Below are 24,798 nucleotides of genomic sequence, written 5' to 3'. Positions count from 1 at the left end.
ATCGGGCGTTTTCCCGAGCCTAGTTCACGCTCCGCTACGTTCCGTGCGGGGCGCCGCGCGCACGTCCCCCGATCGGATCAGCCGATGGTCACACCACGATCCGGCAGCGCGGCGCCCGCACCGGCCGTCGGCCGTCCGGGCGTCGGGAATCAGGCACCCGGCGGCGGGCATCCGGCGTCAGGCACCCGGCATCAGGCGTCGAACGGGCGCGCCGGCCAGGGCGCCTCGGCCGGGCGCAGCGCGTCCAGCCCGTCCCCGGTGCGCGCGGCGACCAGCGACAGCACGCCCACCACCAGGCAGTTGTTGTGCAGCTCGCCCGCCAGCACCCCCCGCACCAGGTCCGCCACCGGCACCCGGGCGAGCTCCATGTCGGCCTCCTCGTGCTCGACCTCGAAGCGGTCGCCGGCGGCCTCGGAGAGCCCCCGGGCGAGGAAGATGCGCACGGCCTCGTCGCAGCCGCCGGGCGTGGTGTAGACGTCGGTGAGCACCCGCCAGTCCTCCGCCTTGACGTGCGCCTCCTCGTACAGCTCGCGCTGCGCGGCGTGCAGCGGGTTCTCCCCGGGCACGTCCAGCAGGCCGGCCGGGATCTCCCACAGCTTGTGGCGTACCGGGTGGCGGTACTGGCGCAGCACCAGGACCCGGTCGGCGTCGTCCAGGGCGAGCACGGCCACGGACCCCGGGTGGACCTGGTAGTCGCGGCCCACCACGGTGCCGTCGGGCATGACCACGTCGTCGGTGCGCACGGAGGTCTTGTTGCCCGTGAAGGGGGTCGCGGTCGCCCGGATCTCCCATTCCTCCGGGGTGTCCTTGATGGTCATGCCTGTCCTTCCCGACGTACTGCGGTCGCGCGTGCCCGGCGGAGAAATGCGGCCGGGGTGCGCCCCTTTTTGAAGGTTCGCACCCCGGCAACCGTACAACTGGGTGTGCTACTTCGAGATCTTCCGCTCGACCGCCGCCTTCACCAGGCCGGCGAAGAGCGGGTGCGGACGGGTCGGGCGGGAGCGCAGCTCGGGGTGCGCCTGCGTCGCGACCAGGTACGGGTGGACGTCGCGCGGGTACTCCACGTACTCCACCAGCTTGCCGTCCGGGGAGGTGCCGGAGAAGACGATGCCCGCCTTCTTCTCCAGCTCCGCGCGGTAGGCGTTGTTGACCTCGTAGCGGTGCCGGTGCCGCTCCTCGACGTACTCCTTGCCGTCGTACACCTCGCGCACGATCGAGCCCTCGGCCAGCTTGGCCGGGTACATGCCGAGCCGCATGGTGCCGCCCATGTCGCCCTCACCGGCCACGATGTCCATCTGCTCGGCCATCGTGGAGATGACCGGGTGGGCGGTGGCCGGGTCGAACTCGGTGGAGTTGGCGTCGGAGACGCCGGCCAGGTTGCGCGCGGCCTCGATGACGATGCACTGCAGTCCCAGGCACAGGCCCAGCAGCGGGATCCGGTTCTCGCGGGCGTACTTGATCGCGCCGACCTTGCCGAGCACCCCGCGGTCGCCGAAGCCGCCGGGGATGCAGACGGCGTCGACGTCCCCGAGCTGCGCCTCGGCACCCGCCGGGGTCTTGCAGTCGTCCGAGGTGACCCACTTGATCTTCACGCGGGCCCGGTTGGCGAAGCCGCCCGCGCGCAGCGCCTCGGTGACCGACAGGTAGGCGTCGGGCAGGTCGATGTACTTGCCGACCAGGGCGAGGGTGATCTCGTGGTCGGGGTTGTGGACGCGGTCGAGCAGGTCGTCCCAGGTGGTCCAGTCGACGTCCCGGAACGGCAGGTCCAGCTTGCGCACCACGTAGGCGTCCAGGCCCTCGCCGTGCACGGTCTTCGGGATGTCGTAGATGGAGCGGGCGTCGGGGCAGGCGACCACGGCCGCCTCGTCCACGTCGCACATCAGGGAGATCTTCCGCTTGATCGCGGTCGGCACCTCGCGGTCGCAGCGCAGCACGATCGCGTCCGGCTGGATACCGATGTTGCGCAGGGCCGCGACCGAGTGCTGGGTGGGCTTCGTCTTCAGCTCACCCGAGGGGCCGATGTACGGCAGGAGCGAGATGTGCACCACGAACACGTTGTCCCGGCCGACCTCGTGCCGGACCTGGCGGACGGTCTCCAGGAACGGCAGCGACTCGATGTCGCCGACCGTCCCGCCGACCTCGGTGATCACCACGTCGACCTCGTCCGTCGCCATGCGGCGGATGCGGTGCTTGATCTCGTTGGTGATGTGCGGGATGACCTGCACCGTGTCGCCGAGGTACTCGCCGCGCCGCTCCTTGGCGATGACCGTCGAGTAGACCTGGCCGGTGGTGACGTTGGCCGAGCCGTCCAGGTCGCGGTCGAGGAAGCGCTCGTAGTGGCCGATGTCCAGATCGGTCTCGGCGCCGTCGTTGGTGACGAACACCTCACCGTGCTGGAAGGGGTTCATCGTGCCGGGGTCGACGTTGAGGTACGGGTCCAGCTTCTGCATCACCACGCGCAGGCCGCGGGCCTTGAGCAGCATGCCGAGGCTGGAGGCGGTCAGACCCTTGCCGAGCGAGGAGGCGACACCCCCGGTGACGAAGATGTGCTTGGTCGTCGAAGCTGTGCTGTTCCGAAAAGCAGCGGGCGGCATGGCCAAAGGGGGGCTCCCGTGGTCGCGGTCTGGAGGGTGCGGTTCGGGGGATGTCTCGCCCACCGGTCCACGGGCTACCAGCGTAACAGCGCCGGACGGCCCCGGCGTCCGGCCACGCTCCGCGCACGGCCGGGCACCCGCCGCCGACCGGGCACGTTCCCCCCGTCCGCCGCTCACCCGATCGGCCGAACCGCGTTGCCCGGAGCGGCACACAGATCATCTACGTGCGTCGTATCCTGCTCGGACACTCGCTGCCGAGCAGGGCCGGCCGAACGGCACCACCCCCGTCCGTCGCACCGGCACAACTGGAGCTCGTCGGTTCGTTGAGCAACAATGGACGCTTTGCCCTCGTGGCTCAGCAACTGCTTTGCTTCGTGGCTCAACGACGCATTGCACAAACCCCCTTGACCGCACCAAGCGACAGCCCCCTTGCGGGGTGACGTGGCCGTTCGACTGGAGTTGCACGTGGCCGGGCGCATCGAAGACTACGCACTCATCGGAGACATGCAGACCGCCGCGCTGGTCTGCCGGGACGGCACAGTGGACTGGCTGTGCCTGCCGCGCTTCGATTCCCACGCCATCTTCGCCGGTCTGCTGGGCACCGAGGAACACGGCTTCTGGCGGCTCGGTCCCGCCCACGCCGACGAGCAGCAGCCGCCCGCCGCCACCCGGCGCCGCTACCGGGGCGACTCGCTGATCCTGGAGTCGGAGTGGGACACCCCGCGCGGCACGGTGCGGGTGACCGATTTCATGCCGCCGCGTGACGGCGCGCCCCAGCTGATCCGGATCGTCGAGGGCGTCTCCGGCCGGGTGCCGATGCGTTCGGCGCTGCGGATGCGGTTCTCCTACGGCCGGGTGGTGCCGTGGGTCCACCGCCACGAGGGCCGCACGGTCGCCGTGGCCGGGCCGGACTCCGTCTGGTACGACACGGCCGCCGACACCTACGGCAAGGACCTGACGACGTACTCGGACTTCACGGTCGCGCCGGGCGAGCGGATGGCGTTCACCCTGTCCTGGGAGCCCTCGCACAAGGAGCCCCCGGCGCTCCCGGAGCCGGAGCAGTCTCTGGTGGCGACGGAGGACTTCTGGCGCGAGTGGGTGGAGCACTGCACGTACCACGGCCCCTACCGCGAGGCCGTGATCCGCTCCCTGATCACCCTGAAGGCGCTGACCTACGCGCCGACCGGCGGCATCGTGGCGGCGCCCACCACCTCCCTGCCCGAGGACATCGGCGGCGTCCGCAACTGGGACTACCGCTACACCTGGCTGCGGGACGCCGCGATCACCCTGTCCTCGCTGCTGCGCACCGGCTACCGGGAGGAGGCCCGCGCCTGGCGCGAGTGGCTGCTGCGGGCGGTGGCGGGCGACCCGGAGAACCTGCAGATCATGTACGGCATCGCCGGTGAGCGCGAGCTCGGCGAGGCGGAGCTGGACTGGCTGCCCGGCTACGAGAACTCCGCCCCGGTCCGGGTCGGCAACGGCGCCGCCCACCAGCTCCAGCTGGACGTCTACGGCGAGGTCACCGAGGCCCTGCACCTGGCCCACATGACCGGTCTGGCCCGCAACGACTACGCCTCGCTGCTGCAGCTGAAGCTGATCCACTACCTGGAGAAGCACTGGCAGGAGCCCGACGAGGGCATCTGGGAGGTGCGCGGCCCCCGCCGCCACTTCGTGCACTCCAAGGTGATGGCCTGGGTCGCCGTGGACCGCACCATCAAGCTGATCGAGTCCGGTGACGTGGACGGCCCGCTGGAGCGCTGGAAGCAGCTGCGCGACGAGATCCACCGGGACGTGTGCGACAAGGGCTACGACAAGGAGCGCAACACCTTCACCCAGTCCTACGGCTCCAAGGAGCTGGACGCGGCCCTGCTGCTGATCCCGCAGGTGGGGTTCCTGCCGCCGGACGACAAGCGGGTGATCGGCACCATCGAGGCGATCCAGCGCGAGCTGTCCACCCCCGACGGCTTCATCCTGCGCTACCCGACCGAGGGCAAGGACGAGGGCGTCGACGGGCTCCCCGGGGACGAGGGGGCGTTCCTCGCCGTCTCGTTCTGGATGGCCGACGACCTGGCGATGATCGGCCGGGTGGACGAGGCCCGCCGGCTGTTCGAGAAGCTGCTGGACCTGCGCAACGACCTCGGTCTGCTCGCGGAGGAGTGGGACCCGCGTCTGCAGCGCCAGGTCGGCAACTTCCCGCAGGCGTTCAGCCACGTCCCGCTGATCGACACGGCCCTGCGTCTGACGGCGTCCGGCGCGTACGGGGGCTGAGCCGAGGCGCGTGCGGGGCGCCCGGGGCCGCTGCCCCGGGCGCCCCGCGCCGCGTCCGGAGGTGCCCCGCGGCCCGGGGCGCGGGTAGCGTCCGGGGCATGGACAGCGGCAGGAACGGCACGGACGAGGAGCAGGGGGCCCGGAGCACCGGGATCACCGTGCGGCGGGCCCTGGAGCTGCCCGGGCTGCGCAGCGGCCTGCCCGAGGTGGTGGCGGGCACCGGCCGGCTGGAGCGCACGGTGCGCTGGGTGCACGCGGGCGAGGTGCCCCACATCGCCTCGCTGCTCAAGGGCGGCGAGCTGCTGCTGACCACCGGCTACGGCATCGGCAACCGGCCCGCCGACCAGCGGGCGTTCGTGCGCACGCTCGCCGAACGGGACATCGCCGCCCTGGTGGTGGAGCTCGGCACCCGCTTCACCCGGCTGCCGGCCGCTCTGGTGGACACCGCCCGGGGGGCGGAACTGCCGCTGGTCCAACTGCACCGGCAGGTCCCGTTCGTGACGGTCACGGAGGAGATCCACACCGAGATCGTCAACGGTCACTACGCGCTGCTGCGGCGCGCCGACGAGGTGCACCGGCGCTGCACCGAGGCGCTGCTGAGCGGCGGCGGGGCGCCGCAGGTGCTGCAGATCCTGGCCGCCTTCACCGGCAATCCGGTCTTCCTGGAGACGACGGACGGCCAGTTGCTGTACGCCGCCGGGGACGGGCCGGAGGGCACCGACCCCCTCCAGGTCTGGGAGGGGCTGCGGGACCGCCACCAGGACGACCCGCCGGCCGGTTCGGTGCTGGTGGACGTGCCCGGCGGCGGGCCGGGCAGCGGCGGGGTGCGGGCCCGCCTGGTGCTGCTGCCGGTGCGCGGCCCGACGGCGCCGGTGCACCGCATGGCCGCGGAGCGCACCGCCGACATCCTCGCGGTGGTGCTGATGCAGGCTCGCCAGGAGGAGGAGCTGGCGGCACGGGGGCGCGGCGACTTCCTCTCCGACCTCGCCGAGGGCCGGGTGGGGCCGCAGAACGCGCCCGCGCAGGCCCGCGTCCTGGGCTTCAAGCCGGGCGGCGGTCCCCTGCTGCCGGTGGTGATGCGGCTCGGTGACGCCCTGTCCCCGCACGGGGGCGGCTGGGCGGTGCTGGCCCGGGCGGTCGCCGAGGAGCTGGCCGCGCTCGGGGTACCGGTGCTGCTCGGGGTGCGGCCGGTGGAGGGGCGGGTGCCGCTGCTGCTGGGGCTGCGCGCGGAGGAGGAACGGCCGGTGGTCGCCGACCGGGTGGCGGCGGCGCTGCGGGCCGGTGTGGAGCGGGCGGGGATGCGGCGGGCGGGGGCGCAGCCGCCGGTGGTGGTGGTCGGGCCGGCGGGCGGCTGGGCCGCGGCGGCGGCCGGACTGCGGCACGCGGCGGAGACCTCGACGGCGGCGCAGGGGCTGCCGGAGCGGCCCTGGTACGACGCCCGCCGGCTGGACATCGACCTGCTGCTGTGGCGGCTGCGCGACCACCCGGACCTGGCGGCCTTCGTGAACCGGGCGATCGGCCCGGTCCTGGAGCACGACCGCCGCTCCCGGCCCCCGCTGCTGCCGACGCTGCAGACGTATCTGGCGCACGCGGGGCGCAAGGCGGAGACGGCGCGCGAGCTGCACCTGAACCGGCAGACGCTCTACAACCGGCTGGCGCGTCTGGGCGAGTTGCTGGGCAGCGACCTCGACGACCCGCACACGGTGCTGGCGCTCAGCCTGGCCCTGCGCGCCCGCCGGCACGTGCCCTGACCGGGGCGCGGACGGGCCGGGGACCCGGGCGGACGAGCAATCGGGACGGGCCGGGGACCCGGACGGACGAGGGACTGGGACGGCCCGGGACCCGTACGGCCCAGGGCCCGGGCAGGTCAGGGGCCCGCACGGACCGGAGACCCGGGGTCTGGGCGGTCCGAGGCCCGGTCGGATCAGGGGACGCACGGACCGGGGGCCCGGACGGACGGGGCCGCGGACGGCCCAGGGCCCGGGCAGGTCAGGGGCCCGCACGGACCGGAGACTCGGGATCTGGGCGGTCCGAGGCCCGGTCGGATCAGGGGACGCACGGACCGGGGGCCCGGGCGGACGGGGCGCGGACGGCCCCGGGACCCGTACGGCCCAGGGCCCGGGCAGGTCAGGGGCCCGCACGGACCGCAGACCCGGGCAGCCGCGGGACCCGCACGGGACACGGGCCCGGTCAGGTCAGGTCAGCGGCAGGGGGCGGGTGAGTTCGTCGTACACGCTGAGCACCTGGGCGACGGTCTCGTCCTCGGTGGGCCAGCCGGCCGCCTGCCGGGTGCCCCGTTCGCGGAGCTCCTCCCGGCGCCCGGGGTCGGCGAGCAGCCGCATGGCGGCGTCGGCGAGGGCGCGGGCGTTGCCGTAGGGGACGAGTTCGGCGGCGTCCCCGACGAGTTCGGGGGTGCCGCCGCCCCGGGTCGCCACCAGCGGCACGCCCGCCTGCAGGGCCTGCTGGGCGAACCGGGAGCGCGCCTCCCAGCGGCCGGTCAGCAGGGCGACGTCGGCGGCGGCGAGCAGGTCGGTGACGTCGTCACGCCGTCCGAGGAGCCGGACCGGCAGGTCCTCGGCCCCGATGCGCCGCTGGAGTTCGGGCCGCAGCGGTCCCTCGCCGGCGATCACCACCAGCGGGGACGGGTCGAGCCGCCGCCACGCGTGCGCGGCGTCCAGCAGGGCACGGTGGCCCCGGTGCCGTTCCAGGGCGGCGACGGCGACCATCAACGGGCGTCCGGTGGCGCCGAGTTCCGCCCTCACCTTGGGCCGCAGGCGGTCCGGGTCCCCGAAGTCGGGCCGGGCGGGCCGGGCGGGCGGCGGGACCGCCGCGAGCCGGGCGTCGCGGGCGCCGGCGCGGCGGGCCAGGTCCACCAGCGCCGACGTCGTCCCGAGCACGACGGTGGCGGCCTTGGCGACCCGGCGTTCCAGCAGGCGCAGGAAGTGGGCGCGCGGTCCCTCGGTGTGCGCCCGGTCGTGCCAGGTGACGACCAGCGGGGTGGGTCTGCCGCTGAGGGCGAGCGCGGCGCGGAAGGAGGCGTGCAGCCCGTGGGCGTGGACCAGGTCGGCGTGCGCGCAGGCGGCCCGCAGGGCGGCGACCGAGGCCGGGTCGCTGCTGCGGGGCACGTGCAGGTGGGCGGCTCCGGTCACGGTGAAGTCGTAGGTGTGTTCCGCCTCGACGGGGGCGCACACCGTGACCCGCACGCCCCTCGCGACGAGCCCTGTGGCCAGCGAGCGCACGTGCGCGCCGGTGGCGGCGTTGCCCCCGCCCAGCACCTGCACGGTGCGCAGCGGCGACCGGCCGTGCGGTGAGTGGCTGCTCGCGGGGGTCACGTGGCCGGGCTCCTGGTTCGGGTCGGGCGGTCACGACGAACGTACAGAAGGATCACGCGGAGGGGGTGGACCGCGCGTTTCCTTCGCGTACTCCGTCAAGGATGCCAGGGCGTACGGGCGTTCCTGACCCGGCGCCCGGGGCCACCGTCGTCGGAACGGAGCCGCCCATCACCCGTTCGAGTGAAGGAGGGTGCCGTTCCGGACGGCGGCCGGCAGCGGGCGGCGGGCCAGCGCGCTCACCCGGTCGCCGCACGCCGCGGCGGCCACCAGGGCGGCCGCGTGCGCCGCGAGGCCGGCCCGTCCGGTGCCGGCGACGATCGCCGCGCCGAGCGCCGCGCCCAGGGCGTGCGCCCCCGCGTCCCCGAGCATCCCGCGTTCCGCGAGGTCGTCCGGCAGGACGGCCGCGGCGGCCCCGGCAGCGGCGGCGGCCATGGCGGCCGTCGCGGTGCGGCGGCGCGCCAGTCCCGGCACCGCCAGGGCGAGCACCGCCGCGGCGGCCCGGCCCGGCCGGACGTCCACCAGGTTCACGGCGTGCGCGCTCCCGGCGATCACGATCCCGGCGAGCAGCCGGTCGAGCGGCCGTTCCACGAGCGTGGCGCCCGCCGCGAGAGCGGCCGCCGAGATCCCGAACAGCTTCACGGCCCCGCTGGTCACCTCGCCGTCCCGCAACGCGCCCAGATGGGCCCGGAAGCCGCGCCGCGGATCCCGTGCCCCGGCGAAGTCGTCGTACGCGCCGCACGCGCCGGCCACCAGCACCGCCGCCCCGGCCGCGGGCCGCACCGCCCCCGCCCCCGCGGCGGCCGCCGGCGCGGCGGCGGGTCCCGCGTAGAGGGTCACGGCCCGCCCGGCGTGGTTGCGCCGCTCCCAGCGGGCCGGGCCACCGGGCGGCCGGGCCCGGAGCGCGGCCGCGCCGGCCCGGGTGAGCGCCCCGGCGGTGGCGGCGGTCAGCAGGGCGGCGAGCGGCGCCGGGAGGGCCCGGCGGCGGGCGCGGCCGGTCATCCGGCCGTCCCGGGCGCCGGGCGGCGCCCGTCAGACCTCCGCACGGGCGGTCTCCAGCAGTTCCTCGGCGTGCGCCCGGGCGGTCTCGGAGTCCTCCTGCCCGGCCAGCATCCGCGACAGCTCCCGGATGCGTTCCTCGCCCTCCAGGACTTTCACCCCGGAGCGGGTGACCGATCCGTCGTCGGTCTTCTCCACCAGCAGCTGCCGGTCGGCGAAGGCCGCCACCTGCGGCAGATGCGTCACGACCACGACCTGCGCGGTCTTCGCCAGCCGCGCGAGGCGCCGGCCGATCTCCACCGCCGCCTTGCCGCCCACGCCGGCGTCGACCTCGTCGAACAGGTACGTCGGCACCGGGTCGGTGCCCGCGAACACCACCTCCACGGCCAGCATCACGCGGGACAGCTCGCCTCCGGAGGCGCCCTTGGCGATGGGCCGGGGCGGCGCCCCCGGGTGCGGGGCGAGCAGCAGCTCGACCTCGTCGACGCCCGACGGCCCGTAGGCGACCGTGCGGCCGCCGACCTCGATGCCGTCGGGGTCCTCGGTCTGCCGCAGGTCGAAGGAGACCCGCGCGTGCGGCATCGCCAGGGAGGCCAGCTCGGCCGTCACGGCGGCCGCGAACCGCTCCGCGGCCTCGGCCCGCGCCCGGGAGAGCGCCGTGGCCAGCTCGCCCAGTTCGGCACGGAGCGCGTCACGTTCGGCGGTCAGCTCACCGATGCGCTCGTCGTCGCCGTCCAGCTCGGTCAGCCGGGCCGCCGCCTGCTCGGCCCAGGCCAGCACGGCCGTGACGTCCTCGCCGTACTTGCGGGTCAGTCCGGTCAGCGCGGCCCGCCGCTCCTCGACGGCCGCCAGCCGCAGCGGGTCGGCGTCCAGGTCGTCGGCGTAGCCCGCCAGCTCCCCGGCCACGTCACGCAGCAGGATGCCGATCTCGCCGATCCGGTCGGTGAGCGCGGCCAGCGCGGGGTCGTGCGCCCGCACGGCCTCCAGGGCCCGCTGGGCGCCCGCGACCAGGGTGCCCGCGTCGACGCCCTCCAGGTCCTCCGGGTTCCCGGCCAGGGCGGCGTGCGCGGCCGCGGCCGCCGACGCCAGCGCCTCGGCGTGGCCCAGCCGCTCCGCCTCCTCGGCCAGCTCCACGTCCTCGCCGGCCCGGGGCTCCACGGCGGCGATCTCGTCGAGCCCGAACCGGAGCAGGTCCGCCTCCTGGGCGCGCTCGCGGGCCCGCGTGGTGATCTGCTCGAGTTCCGCGGAGACGGTGCGCAGCCGCCGGTAGGCCTCGGTGTACTTGCCCAGCGGTACGGCGACCGCGTACCCGGCGTACCGGTCGAGCGCCTGCCGCTGACGCGACAGCTTCAGCAGCCCCTGCTGGTCGGTCTGGCCGTGCACGGCCACCAGTTCGTCGGCGAGTTCGGCGAGCACGCCCACCGGCACGCTCCGGCCGCCCAGGTGGGCCCGCGAGCGCCCCTCGGCGGAAACGGTACGGCTGATCAGCAGCGCCCCGTCGTCGAGCTCGGCCCCGGCCTCCTGCGCGCGCACGGCGGCCGCGGCGTCCCCGGGCACCGCGACCCGGCCCTCGACGACCGCGTTCCGGGCCCCGATCCGCACCAGCGCCGCGTCCGCCCGCCCGCCGAGCAGCAGCCCGAGGCTGGTGACCACCATGGTCTTGCCCGCCCCCGTCTCACCGGTGACGGCCGTGAAGCCTGGTGACAGCTCGACGACAGCGTCGTCGATCACTCCGAGCGACCGTATCCGCATCTCCTCCAACACGCTGAAGACCTTACGAGGTCCGAGCCCGCCCGTGCGAGCGGCCCACCCCCGTCACCCGCAGGAGTGGACGTCGTCCCCCGGCGCGCAGAGCAGGACGAACGGTCATGAACGCCCCGATGTCGGCTGCCCGGCGGAACCACCCCTTCGGGCCGCGGGAGACCGCCGCGGGAGCGGCCCGGCCGGCTCTCAGTGCGGCGCGCCGCGCCAGCCCGACACCGGCAGCGCGAACTTGGCCACCAGCCGGTCGGTGAACGAGGCGTGGTGCAGCCGGGCCAGCCGGACCGGCACCGCACCGCGCCGCACCTCGACGCGGGCGCCGGTCGGCAGCTCCACGGTCCGCCGCCCGTCGCACCACAGCACCCCGGGCGGGACGTGCGGCAGGATCTCCACCGCCAGCACCGAGTCCGGCGAGGTCACCAGCGGCTTGGCGAACAGGGCGTGGGCGCTGATCGGCACCATCAGCAGTGCCTCCACCTCCGGCCACACCACGGGTCCGCCGGCCGAGAACGCGTAGGCGGTGGACCCGGTGGGGGTCGCGCAGACGATGCCGTCGCAGCCGAACCCGGTGACGGGCCGGCCGTCGATCTCCAGCACGACCTCCAGCATCCGCTCGGCGGACACCTTCTGCACGGCCGCCTCGTTCAGCGCCCAGTCCGTGTGCACGATGTCGCCGTTGCGGTGCACGACGACGTCGACGGTCATCCGCTCCTCGACCTCGTAGGCCCGGCTCACCACGCGGTCGACGACCTTGTCGAGGTCGTCCCGCTCGGCCTCGGCGAGGAACCCGACCCGGCCCAGGTTGACGCCGAGCATCGGCACCCCGGAGGCCCGGGCGAACTCGGCGCCGCGCAGCAGGGTGCCGTCGCCGCCCAGCACGATCAGCAGCTCACAGCCGTCCAGGCTCTGCGGGGTGGCCTCCTTGACGGTCTCCACGTCGTCGGGCAGGGGCAGGTCGCGCGCCTCGTCCTCCAGCACCCGCACGCCGAGCCCGGAGTGCAGCAGGCCCCTGACCACGAGCTCCGCGCTGCGGATGGCCGCGGGCCGCCCGGTGTGGGCGAGCAGGAAAACAGTACGAGCTCGGTTCTGTGTCAACGCGGCCCCTCCGCCACAGCACGGTCGATGTCGGCCGCGTCCGGTCGTGGAGCACCGGCCCGCAGCCACAGAAAGTATTCGACATTCCCGGACGGTCCGGGCAGCGGGCTGGCCGTGACGCCCCGCGTCCCCAGCCCCAGCTCCCACGCCTTGGCCGCCACCCCCCGCACGGCCTCGGCGCGCAGCTCGGGGCTGCGGACGACACCGCCGCTGCCCAGCCGTTCCCGGCCCACCTCGAACTGCGGTTTCACCATCATCACGAGGTCCGCGTCCGGCCCCGTGCACCGCTTCAGGGCGGGCAGCACCAGCCCCAGCGGAATGAAGGACAGATCCCCCACGACAAGATCCACAGGCTCCCCATCGATCGCTTCCAGCGTCAACTCCCGTACGTTCGTACGGTCCTTGACGGTGACGCGTTCATCGTTGCGGAGAGACCAGGCGAGTTGGCCGTATCCGACGTCCACGGCGACCACGTGCGCCGCCCCGGCCCGCAGCAGCACGTCGGTGAAACCACCGGTGGAGGCGCCGGCGTCGAGCGCCCGGCGCCCCTCGACGGCCAGCCCGGCGGGCCCGAACACCGCGAGGGCACCGGCCAGCTTGTGGCCGCCGCGCGAGACGTAGTCCGGGTCCCCGGCGTCCTCGGCGACGACGATCGCGGCGCCGGTCTCCACCTGCGTGGCCGACTTGGTCGCAACGGTCTTGCCGACGGTGACCCGCCCGGCGGCGATCAGCTGGCCGGCGTGCTCGCGCGAGCGCGCGAGCCTGCGGCGTACCAGCTCCGCGTCGAGACGGCGGCGTGCGACTCCTGCCACGTTCGGTTCAGCTCCTGTGTCCGTGTGCCGACGGGGGCGCGGGTGGTCCCGGACGGGCGTCGAGCGCGGTCAGCGCGTCGCGCAGCCCCCGGTGTACATCCTCGTACACCTCCAGGTGCCCGTCCGTGGTCAGGTGGTCGGCGTCGGCCAGCCGCCGCAGCAGCGTGTCGACCCCCGGGTCACCGGTGGGCGCCGACGGCACCCCCAGCGGGGCGGGCCCGGCGGGCTGGTACGCGGGCGGGGCCTGCTCCCCGGTCTGCTCCCCGGCCGGCGCCCCTCCCGCGGTGTCCTCCTCCGTGGTGTCCGGTCCGGCGGACGGCGGCGCCCCTGCGTCCGGGCCGCCCGTCGTCCGCTCTCCGCCCGGTGGTTCCGGCGTGCGCTGCTCCCCGGTGTCCCGCCGCGGCCAGGACACCGGGGCTCCGGCCGGCCGCTGCGGTGTCCGGTCGGCGCCGGACTGCGGCACTGCGTCGTTCATGCCCCGACGCTACCGCGAACGCCTGGGGTACCGTCGTGCGCGATGGCCACGATCGAGGAGTGCCGTGCGGCACTCGACCAGCTCTCGGACTCCATGAGCGGCGCGGAGGGGGACGTCCGCGCCGCCGCCGCGCTGGACCGCTCCGTCAGCTGCCACATCACCGACCTCGACGTGACCTTCGCCGGCCGGCTCGGCGGCGGACGCGTCCACGTGCACGACACCCACCCCGGACCGCCGCGCGACAAGGCGGACATCCGCCTCGCCATGACGGGCGACGACCTGGTGGCCCTCGTCCGGGGCGACCTGCACTTCGCCCGTGCCTGGGGCTCGGGCCGGGTGCGGCTGGAGGCGGGCCTGCGCGACCTGTTCCGGCTCCGCAAGCTGCTGTGACCGACCCCGCGGCCCCGCCCGCCCGGCGGTCAGGACGCCTTCACCGGCTCCGTGCTCCGGGCCGCCGCCGCACGTGAGCGGCGCGCCGCCGGCACGATGAGGGGCGTGCCCGTCTCCGGGTCGTCGATGATCTGGCAGCGCAGCCCGAACACCTCCTCGACCAGCTCCGCGGTGACGATGTCGCCGGGAGCGCCCTCCGCCACGACCTTCCCGTCCCGCAGCGCGATGAGGTGGGTGGCGTAGCGCGCCGCGTGGTTGAGGTCGTGCAGCACGGCGACCAGGGTCCGCCCGTGCTCCTCGTGCAGTTCCGCGCACAGGTCGAGGACGTCGATCTGGTGATGGATGTCGAGGTAGGTCGTCGGTTCGTCGAGCAGCAGCAGCGGGGTCTGCTGGGCCAGCGCCATCGCGATCCACACCCGCTGGCGCTGACCGCCGGACAGCTCGTCGACGTGACGGTCGGCGAGGTCGCCCACCCCGGTGCGGTCCATCGACTCCCGGACCACCCGCTCGTCCTCCGCCGACCACTGGCGCAGCAGGCCCTGGTGCGGGTAGCGGCCGCGGCCCACGAGGTCGCCCACGGTGATCCCGTCGGGCGCGATCGACGACTGCGGCAGCAGGCCCAGGGTGCGGGCCACCTTCTTCGCCGGCATCGACTGGATGGCCTGCCCGTCGAGCAGCACCCGGCCCTGCTGCGGCTTGAGCATCCGCGACAGCGCCCGCAGCAGCGTCGACTTGCCGCAGGCGTTGGGGCCGACGATCACGGTGAAGGAGTGGTCCGGTATCTCCACCGACAGCCGCTCGGCGATCACGCGCTGGTCGTAGGCGAGGGTGACGTCCTCGGCGGACAGTCGGTTCACGGTGCTCCTCCGGTTGTTCGGTCCGCTGCGGTCGGTCTCCGGCCCGCTCATATCCGGCCCGCCCGGCGCTCACTGACCAGCAGCCACAGCAGGTAGACACCGCCGAGCACGCCGGTGACCACGCCCACCGGCAGCTGATCGGCGCCGAACGCCCGCTGGGACACCCAGTCGGCCGTGACCAGCAGGGCCGCGCCCATCCACATCGACGCCACCAGGTTCGGCCCCGGCGAGCGGGTCAGCCGCCGGGCGAGCTGCGGCGAGGTGAGCGCCACGAAGCCGACGGGTCCGGCGGCGGCGGTCGCCGAAGCGGTGAGCAGCACGGCCGACAGCATCAGCAGCAGCCGTACGCGCTCCACCCGCACCCCGAGGGCGTACGAGATGTCGTCGCCCATCTCCATCATGCGCAGGCCCCTGGACCGGGAGAGGACGAACGGCACCAGCACCGCGCACAGGGCGGCCAGCGGCCACACCTGGTCCCAGTCGCGGCCGTCCAGGGAACCGGTGATCCAGACGATCGCGCGGGCCGCGTCGACGATGTCGGACTTGGTGAGCAGGTAGCCGTTGACCGCGGTCACGATCGCGGACACGCCGATGCCGACCAGGACCAGCCGGTACCCGTGCACGCCCCGCTTCCAGGCGAGCACGTAGATGGCGAACCCGGTGACGAGTCCGCCGGCCAGGGCGCCGAGGGCGACCTGGTTCGCCGAGCCGGAGAACAGCACGATCATCACCAGCGCGCCGGCCGTGGCGCCCTGCCCGAGACCCAGCACGTCCGGACTGCCCAGCGGATTGCGGGAGATGGACTGGAACAGCGCACCGCCCAGCCCGAGCGAGGCACCCACCAGCAGTCCGACCAGGACCCGCGGCAGCCGCAGCTCGTTGATGATGAACTCCTGGCCCGCGTCCCCCTGCCCGACCAGGGTCCGGACCACGTCGGCGGGCGGGATCGGGAAGTCGCCCGTGCCGATCAGCACCACGCTCGCGGTGAGCGCCGCCAGCGTCAGCAGCGCGACGACGACGGCGGCGCGGACGTCCAGCCGGACCGAGAGCCCGCCGGGAGTGCGCAGCGCACGGTTGGTCTTCACAGCTGGGCCGTCCTCCGCCGTCGTACCAGGAAGATGAAGAGCGGGCCGCCGATGACCGCGGTCACGATGCCCACCTGGAGCTCCGCGGGCCGGGCCACGATCCGCCCGAGCACGTCGGCGCCGAGCAGCAGCACCGGCGACAGGATCGCCGCGTAGGGCAGGATCCAGCGCAGGTCGGGGCCGGTGAAGGAGCGCACGGCGTGCGGCACCATCAGTCCGACGAACACGATCGGCCCGCAGGCGGCGGTCGCGGCCCCGCACAGCACGGTCGCGGCCAGCATGGACAGCGCCCGGGTGCGGTTCAGGTTCGCCCCCAGCGCCCGGGCGGTGTCGTCGCCCAGGGTCATGGCGTTCAGCGGGCGGGCCAGCGACAGCGCCAGCAGCGTTCCGGCCAGCAGGAACGGCAGCACCTGGACGATGGTCGAATTGTCGGCCGAGGACAGCGAGCCCACGGTCCAGAAGCGCATCTTCCCGAGGGCCGCGTCGTCGAGGATCATCACGGCCTGCAGGTAGCCGAACAGCGCGGCGGTGATGGCCGTGCCCGCGAGCACCAGCCGCACCGGGGTCGCGCTCCGGCTGCCGCCGAGGAACCACACCAGCGCCCCGACCGCCGCCGCCCCGAAGAAGGCGAACCACACGTAGCCGGACAGCGAGGTGACGCCGAAGAAGGTGATGGCGGTGACGACCGCCGCGGAGGCGCCCGCGTTGATGCCGAGCAGCCCGGGGTCGGCCAGCGGATTGCGGGTGAGGGCCTGCAGCACCGCACCGGCCAGGCCGAGCGCCGCGCCGGCCAGCACCCCGAGGAGCGTCCGCGACAGGCGGTCGGCGACGACCACGTCCCCGTAGGTGCCCGTGTCGTGGAACAGGCCGTGCCACACCTGCTCCAGGGACAGCTCCTTCGCCCCGATCGCGATGCTCGCCACGGCGACCAGCGCCAGCACGACGACGGAGAGCAGCAGCCCGAAGACCCGTGGCGCCCGGCGGTTGCGGGACGCGGGGGCAGGTGCCGCGCGCTGTTCTGGGGGACTCTCGACCAACACGCGGTTAGGTTAGCCTACCCTCCTATTGGATCACGATCCCCGCAGCTCCCCCGCGAACCGGATCCCGCGGCTCCGAACGCCGCCACGGGACGGCCTGGACGGCCTCCGGCGGTCGCGCACGGCCGCCGCGCAGGACACCACCGGCCTCGCCGGCGCCGCTCCCCGGCCCTGCGCCTCACAGCCCCAGCCGGGCCAGCGCCTTGCCCGCGTCCAGCGCGCACACACCGTCCCCGGCCGCCGTCCAGGCCGCCGCGCACAGCGCCCGCAGCCCGTCCAGCGCGCCGCCCTCCCCCTCCAGCTCCAGCCGGTCGGCACCCGCCACCGCCGTCCAGCCACCGCACGTGAAGCCCGTCCCGGCCCCGACGACCTCCGGCTGCCCGGTCAGCATCCCGCGCAGGTCCGCGTCGACATACGTCGGCCGGTGCCGCGGCGGCGCCGCCAGCAGCCGGGCGCCGTCCGTCACGCCCGTCAGCACCAGCAGCGAGTCGACCCCGCCGTTGAACGCGCCCTCGATGTCCGTGTCCAGACGGTCCCCCACCACCAGCGGCCGCTCGGCCCCGGTCCGCAGGATCGTCTCGCGGTGCATGGGCGGCAACGGCTTGCCCGCCACCTGCGGCTCCGCCCCGGTGGCGATCCGCACCACCTCCACGGCCGCGCCGTTGCCGGGCGCGATCCCCCGGCCGCTGGGGATCGTCAGGTCCGTGTTCGACGCGAACCACGGCAGCCCCCGGGCGACGGCGTAACTCGCCTCCGCGAAGCGGCCCCAGGGCAGATCGGGCCCGCCGTACCCCTGCACCACGGCCACCGGGTCGTCGTCCGCCGACTCCACGGGCTCCAGCCCGCGCTCGCGCAGCGCGACCCGCAGCCCCTCGCCGCCCACCACGAGGATGCGGGCGCCCGGCGGCACCTGCTCGCTGATGAGGCGCGCGACCGCCTGCGCGGAGGTGATCACCTCGTCGGCGCCGGTCGGTATGCCCAGCTCCGTCAGATGCGCCGCCACGGTGTCCGGGGTACGCAGCGCGTTGTTCGTCACGTACGCCAGCCGCATGCCCCCCTGGCGGGCGGTCGCCAGCGACTCCACGGCGTACGCGATCGCGTTCCCGCCCGCGTACACCACACCGTCGAGGTCGAGCAGCGCCGTGTCGTACGCCTCGGCCAGGGCCTGTCCACTGCCCTCGGGCCTCGTCCTGACGCTCCCGCTCATTCGGCATCGCTCCTCGTTCGACGGCTTTCCCCCGATCATCCCCCATGCCCACCGCACCCGTACGATGCCGGGATGAACACTGCAGGTCACTCGGAAGCAAAGGCGCACCGAGGCCTGGAACTCACCCCGTTCCGAGGCCTCCGCTACGACCCCGACCGGGTCGGCAGCCTGGCCGCCGTGACATCCCCGCCCTACGACGTCGTCGTCCGCCCCGACGGCCTGCACCACCTCCAGTCCGCGGACCCGTACAACATCGTCCGGCTGATCCTGCCCGAGGCCGACACGCCCGAGGCCCGCAACGCCCAGGCCGCCGACACACTGAACCGGTGGCGCGAACAGGGCGTCCTGACCCCCGACCCGGAACCCGGCCTCTACGTCTACGAACAGCGCGCCGACGACGGGCTGCTGCAACGGGGCCTCATCGGCACCCTGCGCGTGTCCGACCCCGAGGAGCAGGTGGTCCTGCCGCACGAGGACGTCATGCCGCACATCGTCGCCGACCGCGCGGCCCTGATGCTCGCCACCTCGGCGAACCTTGAACCCCTCCTCCTCACCTACCGCGGCGACGGCCCGGCCTCCGCGGCCGTGACCGCCGACCTCGTCGAACGCACGGCGGCGGGACCGCCGCTGTTCGCGACCACCACCGAGGACGGTTTCCGCCACCGTCTGTGGTCCGTCACCGACCCGGCTGAACTGGCCGCAGTACGCAAGGAACTGACCGGCCATCAGGCGCTGATCGCCGACGGCCACCACCGCTGGGCGACCTACCGCAGGCTCCGCGCCGAACACCCCTCCCCCGGCCCGTGGGACCACGGCCTGGTGCTGCTCGTCGACACCGCCCGCTATCCGCTGCGCGTGCGCGCCATCCACCGGCTGCTGCACGGCCTGCCGGTCGGGGACGCCCTGGCCGCCCTCGACGGACTCTTCCGGGTCCGCCGCCTCGGCCTGTCGCTGCCCGCAGCCCTGGAGGCCCTCGCGGAAGCCGCCGGCGCCGGCAACGCCTTCCTGCTGGCCGGGGACGGCGCCTTCCACCTCGTCGACCGTCCGTCGCCGGAGCTGTTGTCCCGCACGGTCCCCGCGGACCGCCCGGAAGCCTGGCGCACCCTGGACGCGACGGTCCTGCACGCCACCCTCCTCGACCACGTCTGGCGGATCCCCGAGGACTCCCCCGAGCACATCGCCTACATCCACGACACTGCCGCGACGGTCGAGAAGGCGGAACGGGACGGCGGAACGGCCGTGCTGATGCACCCCGTCCGCGAAGAGGTGGTCCGGGACCTCGCGCAGCAGGGCGTCACCATGCCCCGCAAGTCGACGTCCTTCGGCCCGAAACCGGCCTCGGGCCTGGTCCTGCGCGCCCTGGACCTCTGACCGCCCAGGTAGGACGGGAGAGGGGTGCGGAACCGCTCGGCGGTCCCGCACCCCTCTCCCGTGCGCCTCGGTCGTCCCGTGCGCCCCGGTCCTCCCGTGCGCCCCGGTCCTCCCGTGCGCCTCAGTGCTCCCGTGCGCCTCAGTCGTTCTTCTCGGCGTCCGAGGAGGACGCGCCGCTCGGCTCCTCCTCCGTGGCGTCACCGCCTTCACCGCTCCCGGCCGGGGTCCCCTCGGCCGCGGGGGCCTGAGCGGACGGGGCCTCGGCGGCGGGTGCCTGCTCCGGGCCGGCGGGGGCGTCGGCAGCGTCGGCCTCCTCGTCGTCGGCCAGCGCGTCGACGAAGGCCACGCCGTCCAGCTCGGCCAGCCGGTCGGAGGCGTCCGTGCTGCCGTCCCGGTCGGCCTCGACGGCCTTCGCGAACCACTCGCGCGCCTCGCCCTCACGCCCGGCGGCCAGCAGGGCATCGGCGTAGGCGTACCGCAGGCGTGCGGTCCACGGCTGGACCGAGTGGGACGCCAGCTCGGAACTCTGCAGGGTCACGATCGCGGCGTCGACCTGTCCCATGTCGCGGCGGGCGCCGGCGGCGACCAGGCGCATCTCGACCTGCCCGGCCTTGTCCAGCTTGTGCACCTCGGGAGCGCCGGCCATGTCCAGCGCCTTCTCGGGCCGGCCGAGTCCGCGCTCGCAGTCGGCCATCAGCGGCCACAGCTCGACGGTGCCGGTCATCCGCCGGGCGGCACGGAACTCGGCGAGCGCCTCCGCGTACTTCTGGCTGGCGTACGCGGCGAACCCGGCGGCCTCCCGGACGGCAGCCACGCGCGAGGCGAGACGCAGGGCCACCCTGGAGTAGCCGTAGGCGCCCTCCGGGTCCTCGTCGATCAGCCGGGCCACCATCACCAGGTTCCTGGCGACGTCGTCCGCGAGCGTCTTGGGCAGGCTCTGGAGCTCCTGCCGCACGTCCTTGTCGATCTCCTCGCCGGTGACGTCCTCCGGGATGGGCAGCCGCTTGATCGGCTCTCGGTCGCGGTCACGGTCCCGCTCCTCACGGAAGCGTCCGCCGCCGTGCCGGTCGTCCCGCCCCCGGAAGCCACCCGGCCGACCGCCCCGGTCGTCACGGCGCGGCCCGCCACGGCCACGGTCGTCCCGCCCGCGGAAACCACCGCGATCCTCACGGCCACGGCTGTCGTCGCGGCGGAAGCCGCCACGGTCGTCACGGCCGCCCCGGCTGTCGTCACGGCCACGGAAGTCGTCCCGGCGGGAGCCACCGCGGTCGTCGCGGCTCCGGAAGTCGTCACGGCCGCGGTTGTCGTCACGGCGGAAACCGCCACGGTCGTCACGGCCACGGCTGTCATCGCGACGGAAACCACCGCGATCCTGACGGCCACGGTTCTCGTCCCGGCGGAAACCGCCACGGTCGTCACGCCCACGGCTGTCATCACGACGGAAACCACCGCGGTCGTCACGGCCACGGAAGTCGTCACGACGGAAACCGCCACGGTCGTCACGCCCACGGAAGTCGTCACGCCCACGGCTGTCATCGCGTCCGAAACCACCACGGTCGTCACGCCCACGGTATCCACCGCGGTCGCCTCCGCGGCTGTCCCCGCGCTGGTCGTCCCGGCCGCGGTACCCTCCGCGATCGTCCCGTCCGCGGAAGCCGCCGCGGTCACCCCGCTCACCGCGGTCGTCGCGCCCGGCCCGGTCGTCACGGTCCCGGAAGCCACCGCTCCTGGGCCCCCGGTCGTCGCCCCGGTCCCGGTACGCGCCCCGGAATCCACCACGGTCGCCGCCACGGGCGTCGTCGCGCCGGAAGCCGCCGCGCTCGCCCCGGTAGCCGCGGTCGTCGCGCGGGCGGTCATCGCCCCGCCGGTCGTCGCGCGGGCGGTCGTCGCGGCGACCGTAACCACGGTCGTCGTCGCGGCGTTGGCCGTACCGCTCCCGGTCACCGCCCCGACGGTCGTCACGGCGGTCGTCGCGGCCGCCGTAGCCGCCTCGGTCACCACCGCGGTGCTCGTCCCGCCCCCGGTAGCCGCCCCGCTCGGGCCGGTCGCCCCGGTCGTCACGGCGGAAGCCTCGCTCCCTGTCCCCACCCCGGTCGCGATCGCGGTCGTCGCGCCGGAAGGGAGGACGCTCGTCCCTGCGGAATCCGCGATCGCGGTCGTCGCTCCGACGCGGACCGGCCGGCCGGCCGCCACGGTCGGACCGGTCACCACTGTCCCGTCGCCGCTGATCGCGTTCCGGTCGGTCGTCGGGAGAGTTGGTGGACATGGTGACTCCTGTCTTCGGTACCGCAAGTATCTCGCGCGGCCGGGTACCCAGCGCGCTTCAGAAAATGAAAAAGGACCCCTGGCCCCAGCTGAACGCTGGTGACCAGGGGTCCTTCCATAAAAATTGTTCGGCGGCGTCCTACTCTCCCACAGGGTCCCCCCTGCAGTACCATCGGCGCTGTAAGGCTTAGCTTCCGGGTTCGGAATGTAACCGGGCGTTTCCCCTACGCTATGACCACCGAAACCCTAATGGTTTCGAGCGAACAAGCACACTCTTCTATTGTCTGTTCTGCTCAAAGCCGACAACGGTCGTTGTCTCAGAACTAACACAGTGGACGCGAGCAACTGAGGACAAGCCCTCGGCCTATTAGTACCGGTCAACTCCACACGTTACCGTGCTTCCATATCCGGCCTATCAACCCAGTCGTCTACTGGGAGCCTTACCCCATCAAGTGGGTGGGAGCCCTCATCTCGAAGCAGGCTTCCCGCTTAGATGCTTTCAGCGGTTATCCCTCCCGAACGTAGCCAACCAGCCATGCCCTTGGCAGAACAACTGGCACACCAGAGGTTCGTCCGTCCCGGTCCTCTCGTACTAGGGACAGCCCTTCTCAAGACTCCTACGCGCACAGCGGATAGGGACCGAACTGTCTCACGACGTTCTAAACCCAGCTCGCGTACCGCTTTAATGGGCGAACAGCCCAACCCTTGGGACCGACTCCAGCCCCAGGATGCGACGAGCCGACATCGAGGTGCCAAACCATCCCGTCGATATGGACTCTTGGGGAAGATCAGCCTGTTATCCCCGGGGTACCTTTTATCCGTTGAGCGACGGCGCTTCCACAAGCCACCGCCGGATCACTAGTCCCGACTTTCGTCCCTGCTCGACCCGTCGGTCTCACAGTCAAGCTCCCTTGTGCACTTACACTCAACACCTGATTACCAACCAGGCTGAGGGAACCTTTGGGCGCCTCCGTTACCCTTTAGGAGGCAACCGCCCCAGTTAAACTACCCATCAGACACTGTCCCTGATCCGGATCACGGACCCAGGTTAGACATCCAGCACGACCAGACTGGTATTTCAACGACGACTCCCCCTGAACTGGCGTCCAGAGTTCACAGTCTCCCAGCTATCCTACACAAGCCGAACCGAACACCAATATCAAACTGTAGTAAAGGTCCCGGGGTCTTTCCGTCCTGCTGCGCGAAACGAGCATCTTTACTCGTAGTGCAATTTCACCGGGCCTATGGTTGAGACAGTCAAGAAGTCGTTACGCCATTCGTGCAGGTCGGAACTTACCCGACAAGGAATTTCGCTACCTTAGGATGGTTATAGTTACCACCGCCGTTTACTGGCGCTTAAGTTCTCAGCTTCGCCCCACCGAAATGGAGCTAACCGGTCCCCTTAACGTTCCAGCACCGGGCAGGCGTCAGTCCGTATACATCGCCTTACGGCTTCGCACGGACCTGTGTTTTTAGTAAACAGTCGCTTCTCGCTGGTCTCTGCGGCCACCCCCAGCTCACCGAGTAAATCGGATCACCAGGAATGGCCCCCCTTCTCCCGAAGTTACGGGGGCATTTTGCCGAGTTCCTTAACCATAGTTCACCCGAACGCCTCGGTATTCTCTACCTGACCACCTGAGTCGGTTTAGGGTACGGGCCGCCATGAAACTCGCTAGAGGCTTTTCTCGACAGCATAGGATCATCCACTTCACCACAATCGGCTCGGCATCAGGTCTCACCCTTGATGAGTGGCGGATTTGCCTACCACTCGGGCTACACCCTTACCCCGGGACAACCACCGCCCGGGATGGACTACCTTCCTGCGTCACCCCATCACTCACCTACTAACCGCTTGGTTCAGCGGCTCCACCACTCCGACCTCGTCCGAAGACTCAGCCAGCGGCTTCACGGCCTTAGCATCACGATGCTCGATGTTTGACGCTCCACAGCGGGTACCGGAATATCAACCGGTTATCCATCGACTACGCCTGTCGGCCTCGCCTTAGGTCCCGACTTACCCTGGGCAGATCAGCTTGACCCAGGAACCCTTAGTCAATCGGCGCACACGTTTCTCACGTGTGAATCGCTACTCATGCCTGCATTCTCACTCGTGAACCGTCCACAACTGCCTTCCGGCGCTGCTTCACCCGGCACACGACGCTCCCCTACCCATCACAGTCTCCGTTAGGAGTATGTACTGCAATGACACGACTTCGGCGGTACGCTTGAGCCCCGCTACATTGTCGGCGCGGAATCACTAGACCAGTGAGCTATTACGCACTCTTTCAAGGGTGGCTGCTTCTAAGCCAACCTCCTGGTTGTCTCTGCGACTCCACATCCTTTCCCACTTAGCGTACGCTTAGGGGCCTTAGTCGATGCTCTGGGCTGTTTCCCTCTCGACCATGGAGCTTATCCCCCACAGTCTCACTGCCGCGCTCTCACTTACCGGCATTCGGAGTTTGGCTAAGGTCAGTAACCCGGTAGGGCCCATCGCCTATCCAGTGCTCTACCTCCGGCAAGAAACACACGACGCTGCACCTAAATGCATTTCGGGGAGAACCAGCTATCACGGAGTTTGATTGGCCTTTCACCCCTAACCACAGGTCATCCCCCAGGTTTTCAACCCTGGTGGGTTCGGTCCTCCACGAAGTCTTACCTCCGCTTCAACCTGCCCATGGCTAGATCACTCCGCTTCGGGTCTTGAGCGTGCTACTCAAACGCCCTATTAGGACTCGCTTTCGCTACGGCTTCCCCACCCGGGTTAACCTCGCAACACACCGCAAACTCGCAGGCTCATTCTTCAAAAGGCACGCAGTCACGAGACACCAGCAAGCTGATGTCCGACGCTCCCACGGCTTGTAGGCACACGGTTTCAGGTACTATTTCACTCCCCTCCCGGGGTACTTTTCACCATTCCCTCACGGTACTATCCGCTATCGGTCACCAGGGAATATTTAGGCTTAGCGGGTGGTCCCGCCAGATTCACACGGGATTTCTCGGGCCCCGTGCTACTTGGGTGTCTCTCAAACGAGCCGCTGACGTTTCGACTACGGGGGTCTTACCCTCTACGCCGGACCTTTCGCATGTCCTTCGCCTACATCAACGGTTTCTGACTCGTCCTGTTGCCGGCAGACAACAGAAGAGAGATCCCACAACCCCGTATGCGCAACCCCTGCCGGGTCTCACACGCATACGGTTTGGCCTCATCCGGTTTCGCTCGCCACTACTCCCGGAATCACGGTTGTTTTCTCTT

General features: G+C 72.3%; 18 protein-coding genes and 2 rRNA genes (1 of these 20 only partly in view). 5 read left to right on the top strand and 15 right to left on the bottom strand.

Translation table 11 applies throughout. The annotated features are described in order from the left end of the window. Positions 1–191: 191 nt before the first annotated feature. Together ACSU53_RS24850 and ACSU53_RS24845 are read right to left on the bottom strand one after the other, a co-directional pair. Positions 192–818 carry an NUDIX domain-containing protein gene (locus tag ACSU53_RS24850; RefSeq protein ID WP_437031146.1) on the bottom strand — a complete coding sequence of 209 codons (627 nt, stop codon included), beginning with the start codon at positions 816–818 and terminating at the stop codon, positions 192–194. A 108-nt stretch (positions 819–926) separates the two neighbouring features. Beyond that, positions 927–2,594 carry a CTP synthase gene (locus ACSU53_RS24845; RefSeq protein ID WP_437033388.1) on the bottom strand — a complete coding sequence of 556 codons (1,668 nt, stop codon included), beginning with the start codon at positions 2,592–2,594 and terminating at the stop codon, positions 927–929. Positions 2,595–3,059: 465 nt separating this feature from the next. Here ACSU53_RS24845 and ACSU53_RS24840 point away from each other — a divergent pair, with 465 nt between their 5' ends. Both ACSU53_RS24840 and ACSU53_RS24835 read left to right on the top strand, forming a co-directional pair. Beyond that, positions 3,060–4,862 (top strand): glycoside hydrolase family 15 protein, encoded by a 1,803-nt coding sequence (locus ACSU53_RS24840; protein WP_437033386.1) that lies wholly within the window; start codon positions 3,060–3,062, stop codon positions 4,860–4,862. Between the two features lie 98 nt (positions 4,863–4,960). After that, positions 4,961–6,613 (top strand): PucR family transcriptional regulator, encoded by a 1,653-nt coding sequence (locus tag ACSU53_RS24835; RefSeq protein WP_437031144.1) that lies wholly within the window; start codon positions 4,961–4,963, stop codon positions 6,611–6,613. Between the two features lie 444 nt (positions 6,614–7,057). On the opposite strand, the gene ACSU53_RS24830 is transcribed toward ACSU53_RS24835, so the two are convergent. The 6 genes from ACSU53_RS24830 to ACSU53_RS24805 all read right to left on the bottom strand — a co-directional run bounded on the left by ACSU53_RS24830 (position 7,058) and on the right by ACSU53_RS24805 (position 13,270). Further along, complete coding sequence (locus ACSU53_RS24830; protein WP_437031142.1) at positions 7,058–8,194, bottom strand: glycosyltransferase family 4 protein; 1,137 nt, start codon at positions 8,192–8,194, stop codon at positions 7,058–7,060. 168 nt (positions 8,195–8,362) lie between these two features. Continuing rightward, a complete protein-coding gene (locus tag ACSU53_RS24825) occupies positions 8,363–9,193 on the bottom strand; it encodes a hypothetical protein (protein ID WP_437031140.1) in 831 nt (276 codons plus the stop codon). Between the two features lie 30 nt (positions 9,194–9,223). Continuing rightward, positions 9,224–10,942, bottom strand: a complete 1,719-nt coding sequence (recN, locus tag ACSU53_RS24820; RefSeq protein ID WP_437033384.1) for a DNA repair protein RecN — start codon at positions 10,940–10,942, stop codon at positions 9,224–9,226. 198 nt (positions 10,943–11,140) lie between these two features. Then, on the bottom strand, positions 11,141–12,046 hold the full coding sequence (locus ACSU53_RS24815; protein WP_362092640.1) for an NAD kinase: 906 nt from the start codon (positions 12,044–12,046) through the stop codon (positions 11,141–11,143). After that, complete coding sequence (locus tag ACSU53_RS24810; protein ID WP_437031138.1) at positions 12,043–12,858, bottom strand: TlyA family RNA methyltransferase; 816 nt, start codon at positions 12,856–12,858, stop codon at positions 12,043–12,045. The genes ACSU53_RS24815 and ACSU53_RS24810 overlap by 4 nt, the downstream gene beginning before the upstream one ends. 7 nt (positions 12,859–12,865) lie before the next feature. Next, a complete protein-coding gene (locus ACSU53_RS24805; protein ID WP_437033382.1) occupies positions 12,866–13,270 on the bottom strand; it encodes a hypothetical protein in 405 nt (134 codons plus the stop codon). A 105-nt stretch (positions 13,271–13,375) separates the two neighbouring features. Between ACSU53_RS24805 and ACSU53_RS24800 the strand changes: the two genes are divergently transcribed. Next, positions 13,376–13,723, top strand: coding sequence for a sterol-binding protein (locus tag ACSU53_RS24800; protein WP_437031136.1), 348 nt, complete (start codon positions 13,376–13,378; stop codon positions 13,721–13,723). 29 nt (positions 13,724–13,752) lie between these two features. Here ACSU53_RS24800 and ACSU53_RS24795 read toward each other — a convergent pair whose 3' ends face one another. The 4 genes from ACSU53_RS24795 to ACSU53_RS24780 all read right to left on the bottom strand — a co-directional run bounded on the left by ACSU53_RS24795 (position 13,753) and on the right by ACSU53_RS24780 (position 17,909). After that, positions 13,753–14,631 carry an ABC transporter ATP-binding protein gene (locus ACSU53_RS24795; RefSeq protein WP_437031134.1) on the bottom strand — a complete coding sequence of 293 codons (879 nt, stop codon included), beginning with the start codon at positions 14,629–14,631 and terminating at the stop codon, positions 13,753–13,755. Beyond that, complete coding sequence (locus ACSU53_RS24790; protein ID WP_437031132.1) at positions 14,628–15,665, bottom strand: FecCD family ABC transporter permease; 1,038 nt, start codon at positions 15,663–15,665, stop codon at positions 14,628–14,630. The genes ACSU53_RS24795 and ACSU53_RS24790 overlap by 4 nt, the downstream gene beginning before the upstream one ends. Then, the gene (locus tag ACSU53_RS24785) at positions 15,662–16,705 is read right to left on the bottom strand and encodes a FecCD family ABC transporter permease (protein WP_437031130.1); all 1,044 of its coding nucleotides are present in this window, start codon (positions 16,703–16,705) and stop codon (positions 15,662–15,664) included. Before ACSU53_RS24785 ends, ACSU53_RS24790 begins: the two co-directional genes overlap by 4 nt. Positions 16,706–16,880: 175 nt before the next feature. Continuing rightward, positions 16,881–17,909 (bottom strand): HAD-IIA family hydrolase, encoded by a 1,029-nt coding sequence (locus tag ACSU53_RS24780; protein ID WP_437031128.1) that lies wholly within the window; start codon positions 17,907–17,909, stop codon positions 16,881–16,883. A 72-nt stretch (positions 17,910–17,981) separates the two neighbouring features. Here ACSU53_RS24780 and ACSU53_RS24775 point away from each other — a divergent pair, with 72 nt between their 5' ends. Then, positions 17,982–19,280, top strand: coding sequence for a DUF1015 domain-containing protein (locus ACSU53_RS24775; protein WP_437031126.1), 1,299 nt, complete (start codon positions 17,982–17,984; stop codon positions 19,278–19,280). A gap of 139 nt (positions 19,281–19,419) precedes the next feature. Here the strand turns inward: ACSU53_RS24775 and ACSU53_RS24770 are convergent, their stop codons facing one another. Next, a complete protein-coding gene (locus tag ACSU53_RS24770; protein WP_437031124.1) occupies positions 19,420–20,235 on the bottom strand; it encodes a hypothetical protein in 816 nt (271 codons plus the stop codon). A 105-nt stretch (positions 20,236–20,340) separates the two neighbouring features. On the opposite strand from ACSU53_RS24770, the gene ACSU53_RS24765 reads away from it, so the two are divergent. After that, positions 20,341–21,648 (top strand): hypothetical protein, encoded by a 1,308-nt coding sequence (locus tag ACSU53_RS24765; protein ID WP_437031122.1) that lies wholly within the window; start codon positions 20,341–20,343, stop codon positions 21,646–21,648. 23 nt (positions 21,649–21,671) lie between these two features. Here the strand turns inward: ACSU53_RS24765 and rrf are convergent. Both rrf and ACSU53_RS24755 read right to left on the bottom strand, forming a co-directional pair. Further along, positions 21,672–21,788: ribosomal RNA gene (rrf, locus tag ACSU53_RS24760) — 5S ribosomal RNA — on the bottom strand. Between the two features lie 104 nt (positions 21,789–21,892). After that, positions 21,893–24,798: ribosomal RNA gene (locus ACSU53_RS24755) — 23S ribosomal RNA — on the bottom strand; it runs 218 nt beyond the window's last position.

This window comes from Streptomyces sp. enrichment culture (assembly GCF_964273255.1).
Lineage (GTDB): Bacteria > Actinomycetota > Actinomycetes > Streptomycetales > Streptomycetaceae > Streptomyces.
The sequence above is the reverse complement of the archived record's forward strand: the minus strand, read 5'-3'. Positions and strand labels throughout refer to the sequence as shown.

Bases quoted from the DNA above. Each gene is read 5' to 3' on its own strand.
- ACSU53_RS24850 (WP_437031146.1), bottom strand. From the start codon at position 818: ATGACCATCAAGGACACCCCGGAGGAATGGGAGATCCGGGCGACCGCG.
- ACSU53_RS24845 (WP_437033388.1), bottom strand. From the start codon at position 2,594: ATGCCGCCCGCTGCTTTTCGGAACAGCACAGCTTCGACGACCAAGCAC.
- ACSU53_RS24835 (WP_437031144.1), top strand. From the start codon at position 4,961: ATGGACAGCGGCAGGAACGGCACGGACGAGGAGCAGGGGGCCCGGAGC.
- ACSU53_RS24825 (WP_437031140.1), bottom strand. From the start codon at position 9,193: ATGACCGGCCGCGCCCGCCGCCGGGCCCTCCCGGCGCCGCTCGCCGCC.
- recN (WP_437033384.1), bottom strand. From the start codon at position 10,942: ATGCGGATACGGTCGCTCGGAGTGATCGACGACGCTGTCGTCGAGCTG.
- ACSU53_RS24800 (WP_437031136.1), top strand. From the start codon at position 13,376: ATGGCCACGATCGAGGAGTGCCGTGCGGCACTCGACCAGCTCTCGGAC.
- ACSU53_RS24795 (WP_437031134.1), bottom strand. From the start codon at position 14,631: ATGAGCGGGCCGGAGACCGACCGCAGCGGACCGAACAACCGGAGGAGC.
- ACSU53_RS24780 (WP_437031128.1), bottom strand. From the start codon at position 17,909: ATGAGCGGGAGCGTCAGGACGAGGCCCGAGGGCAGTGGACAGGCCCTG.
- ACSU53_RS24775 (WP_437031126.1), top strand. From the start codon at position 17,982: ATGAACACTGCAGGTCACTCGGAAGCAAAGGCGCACCGAGGCCTGGAA.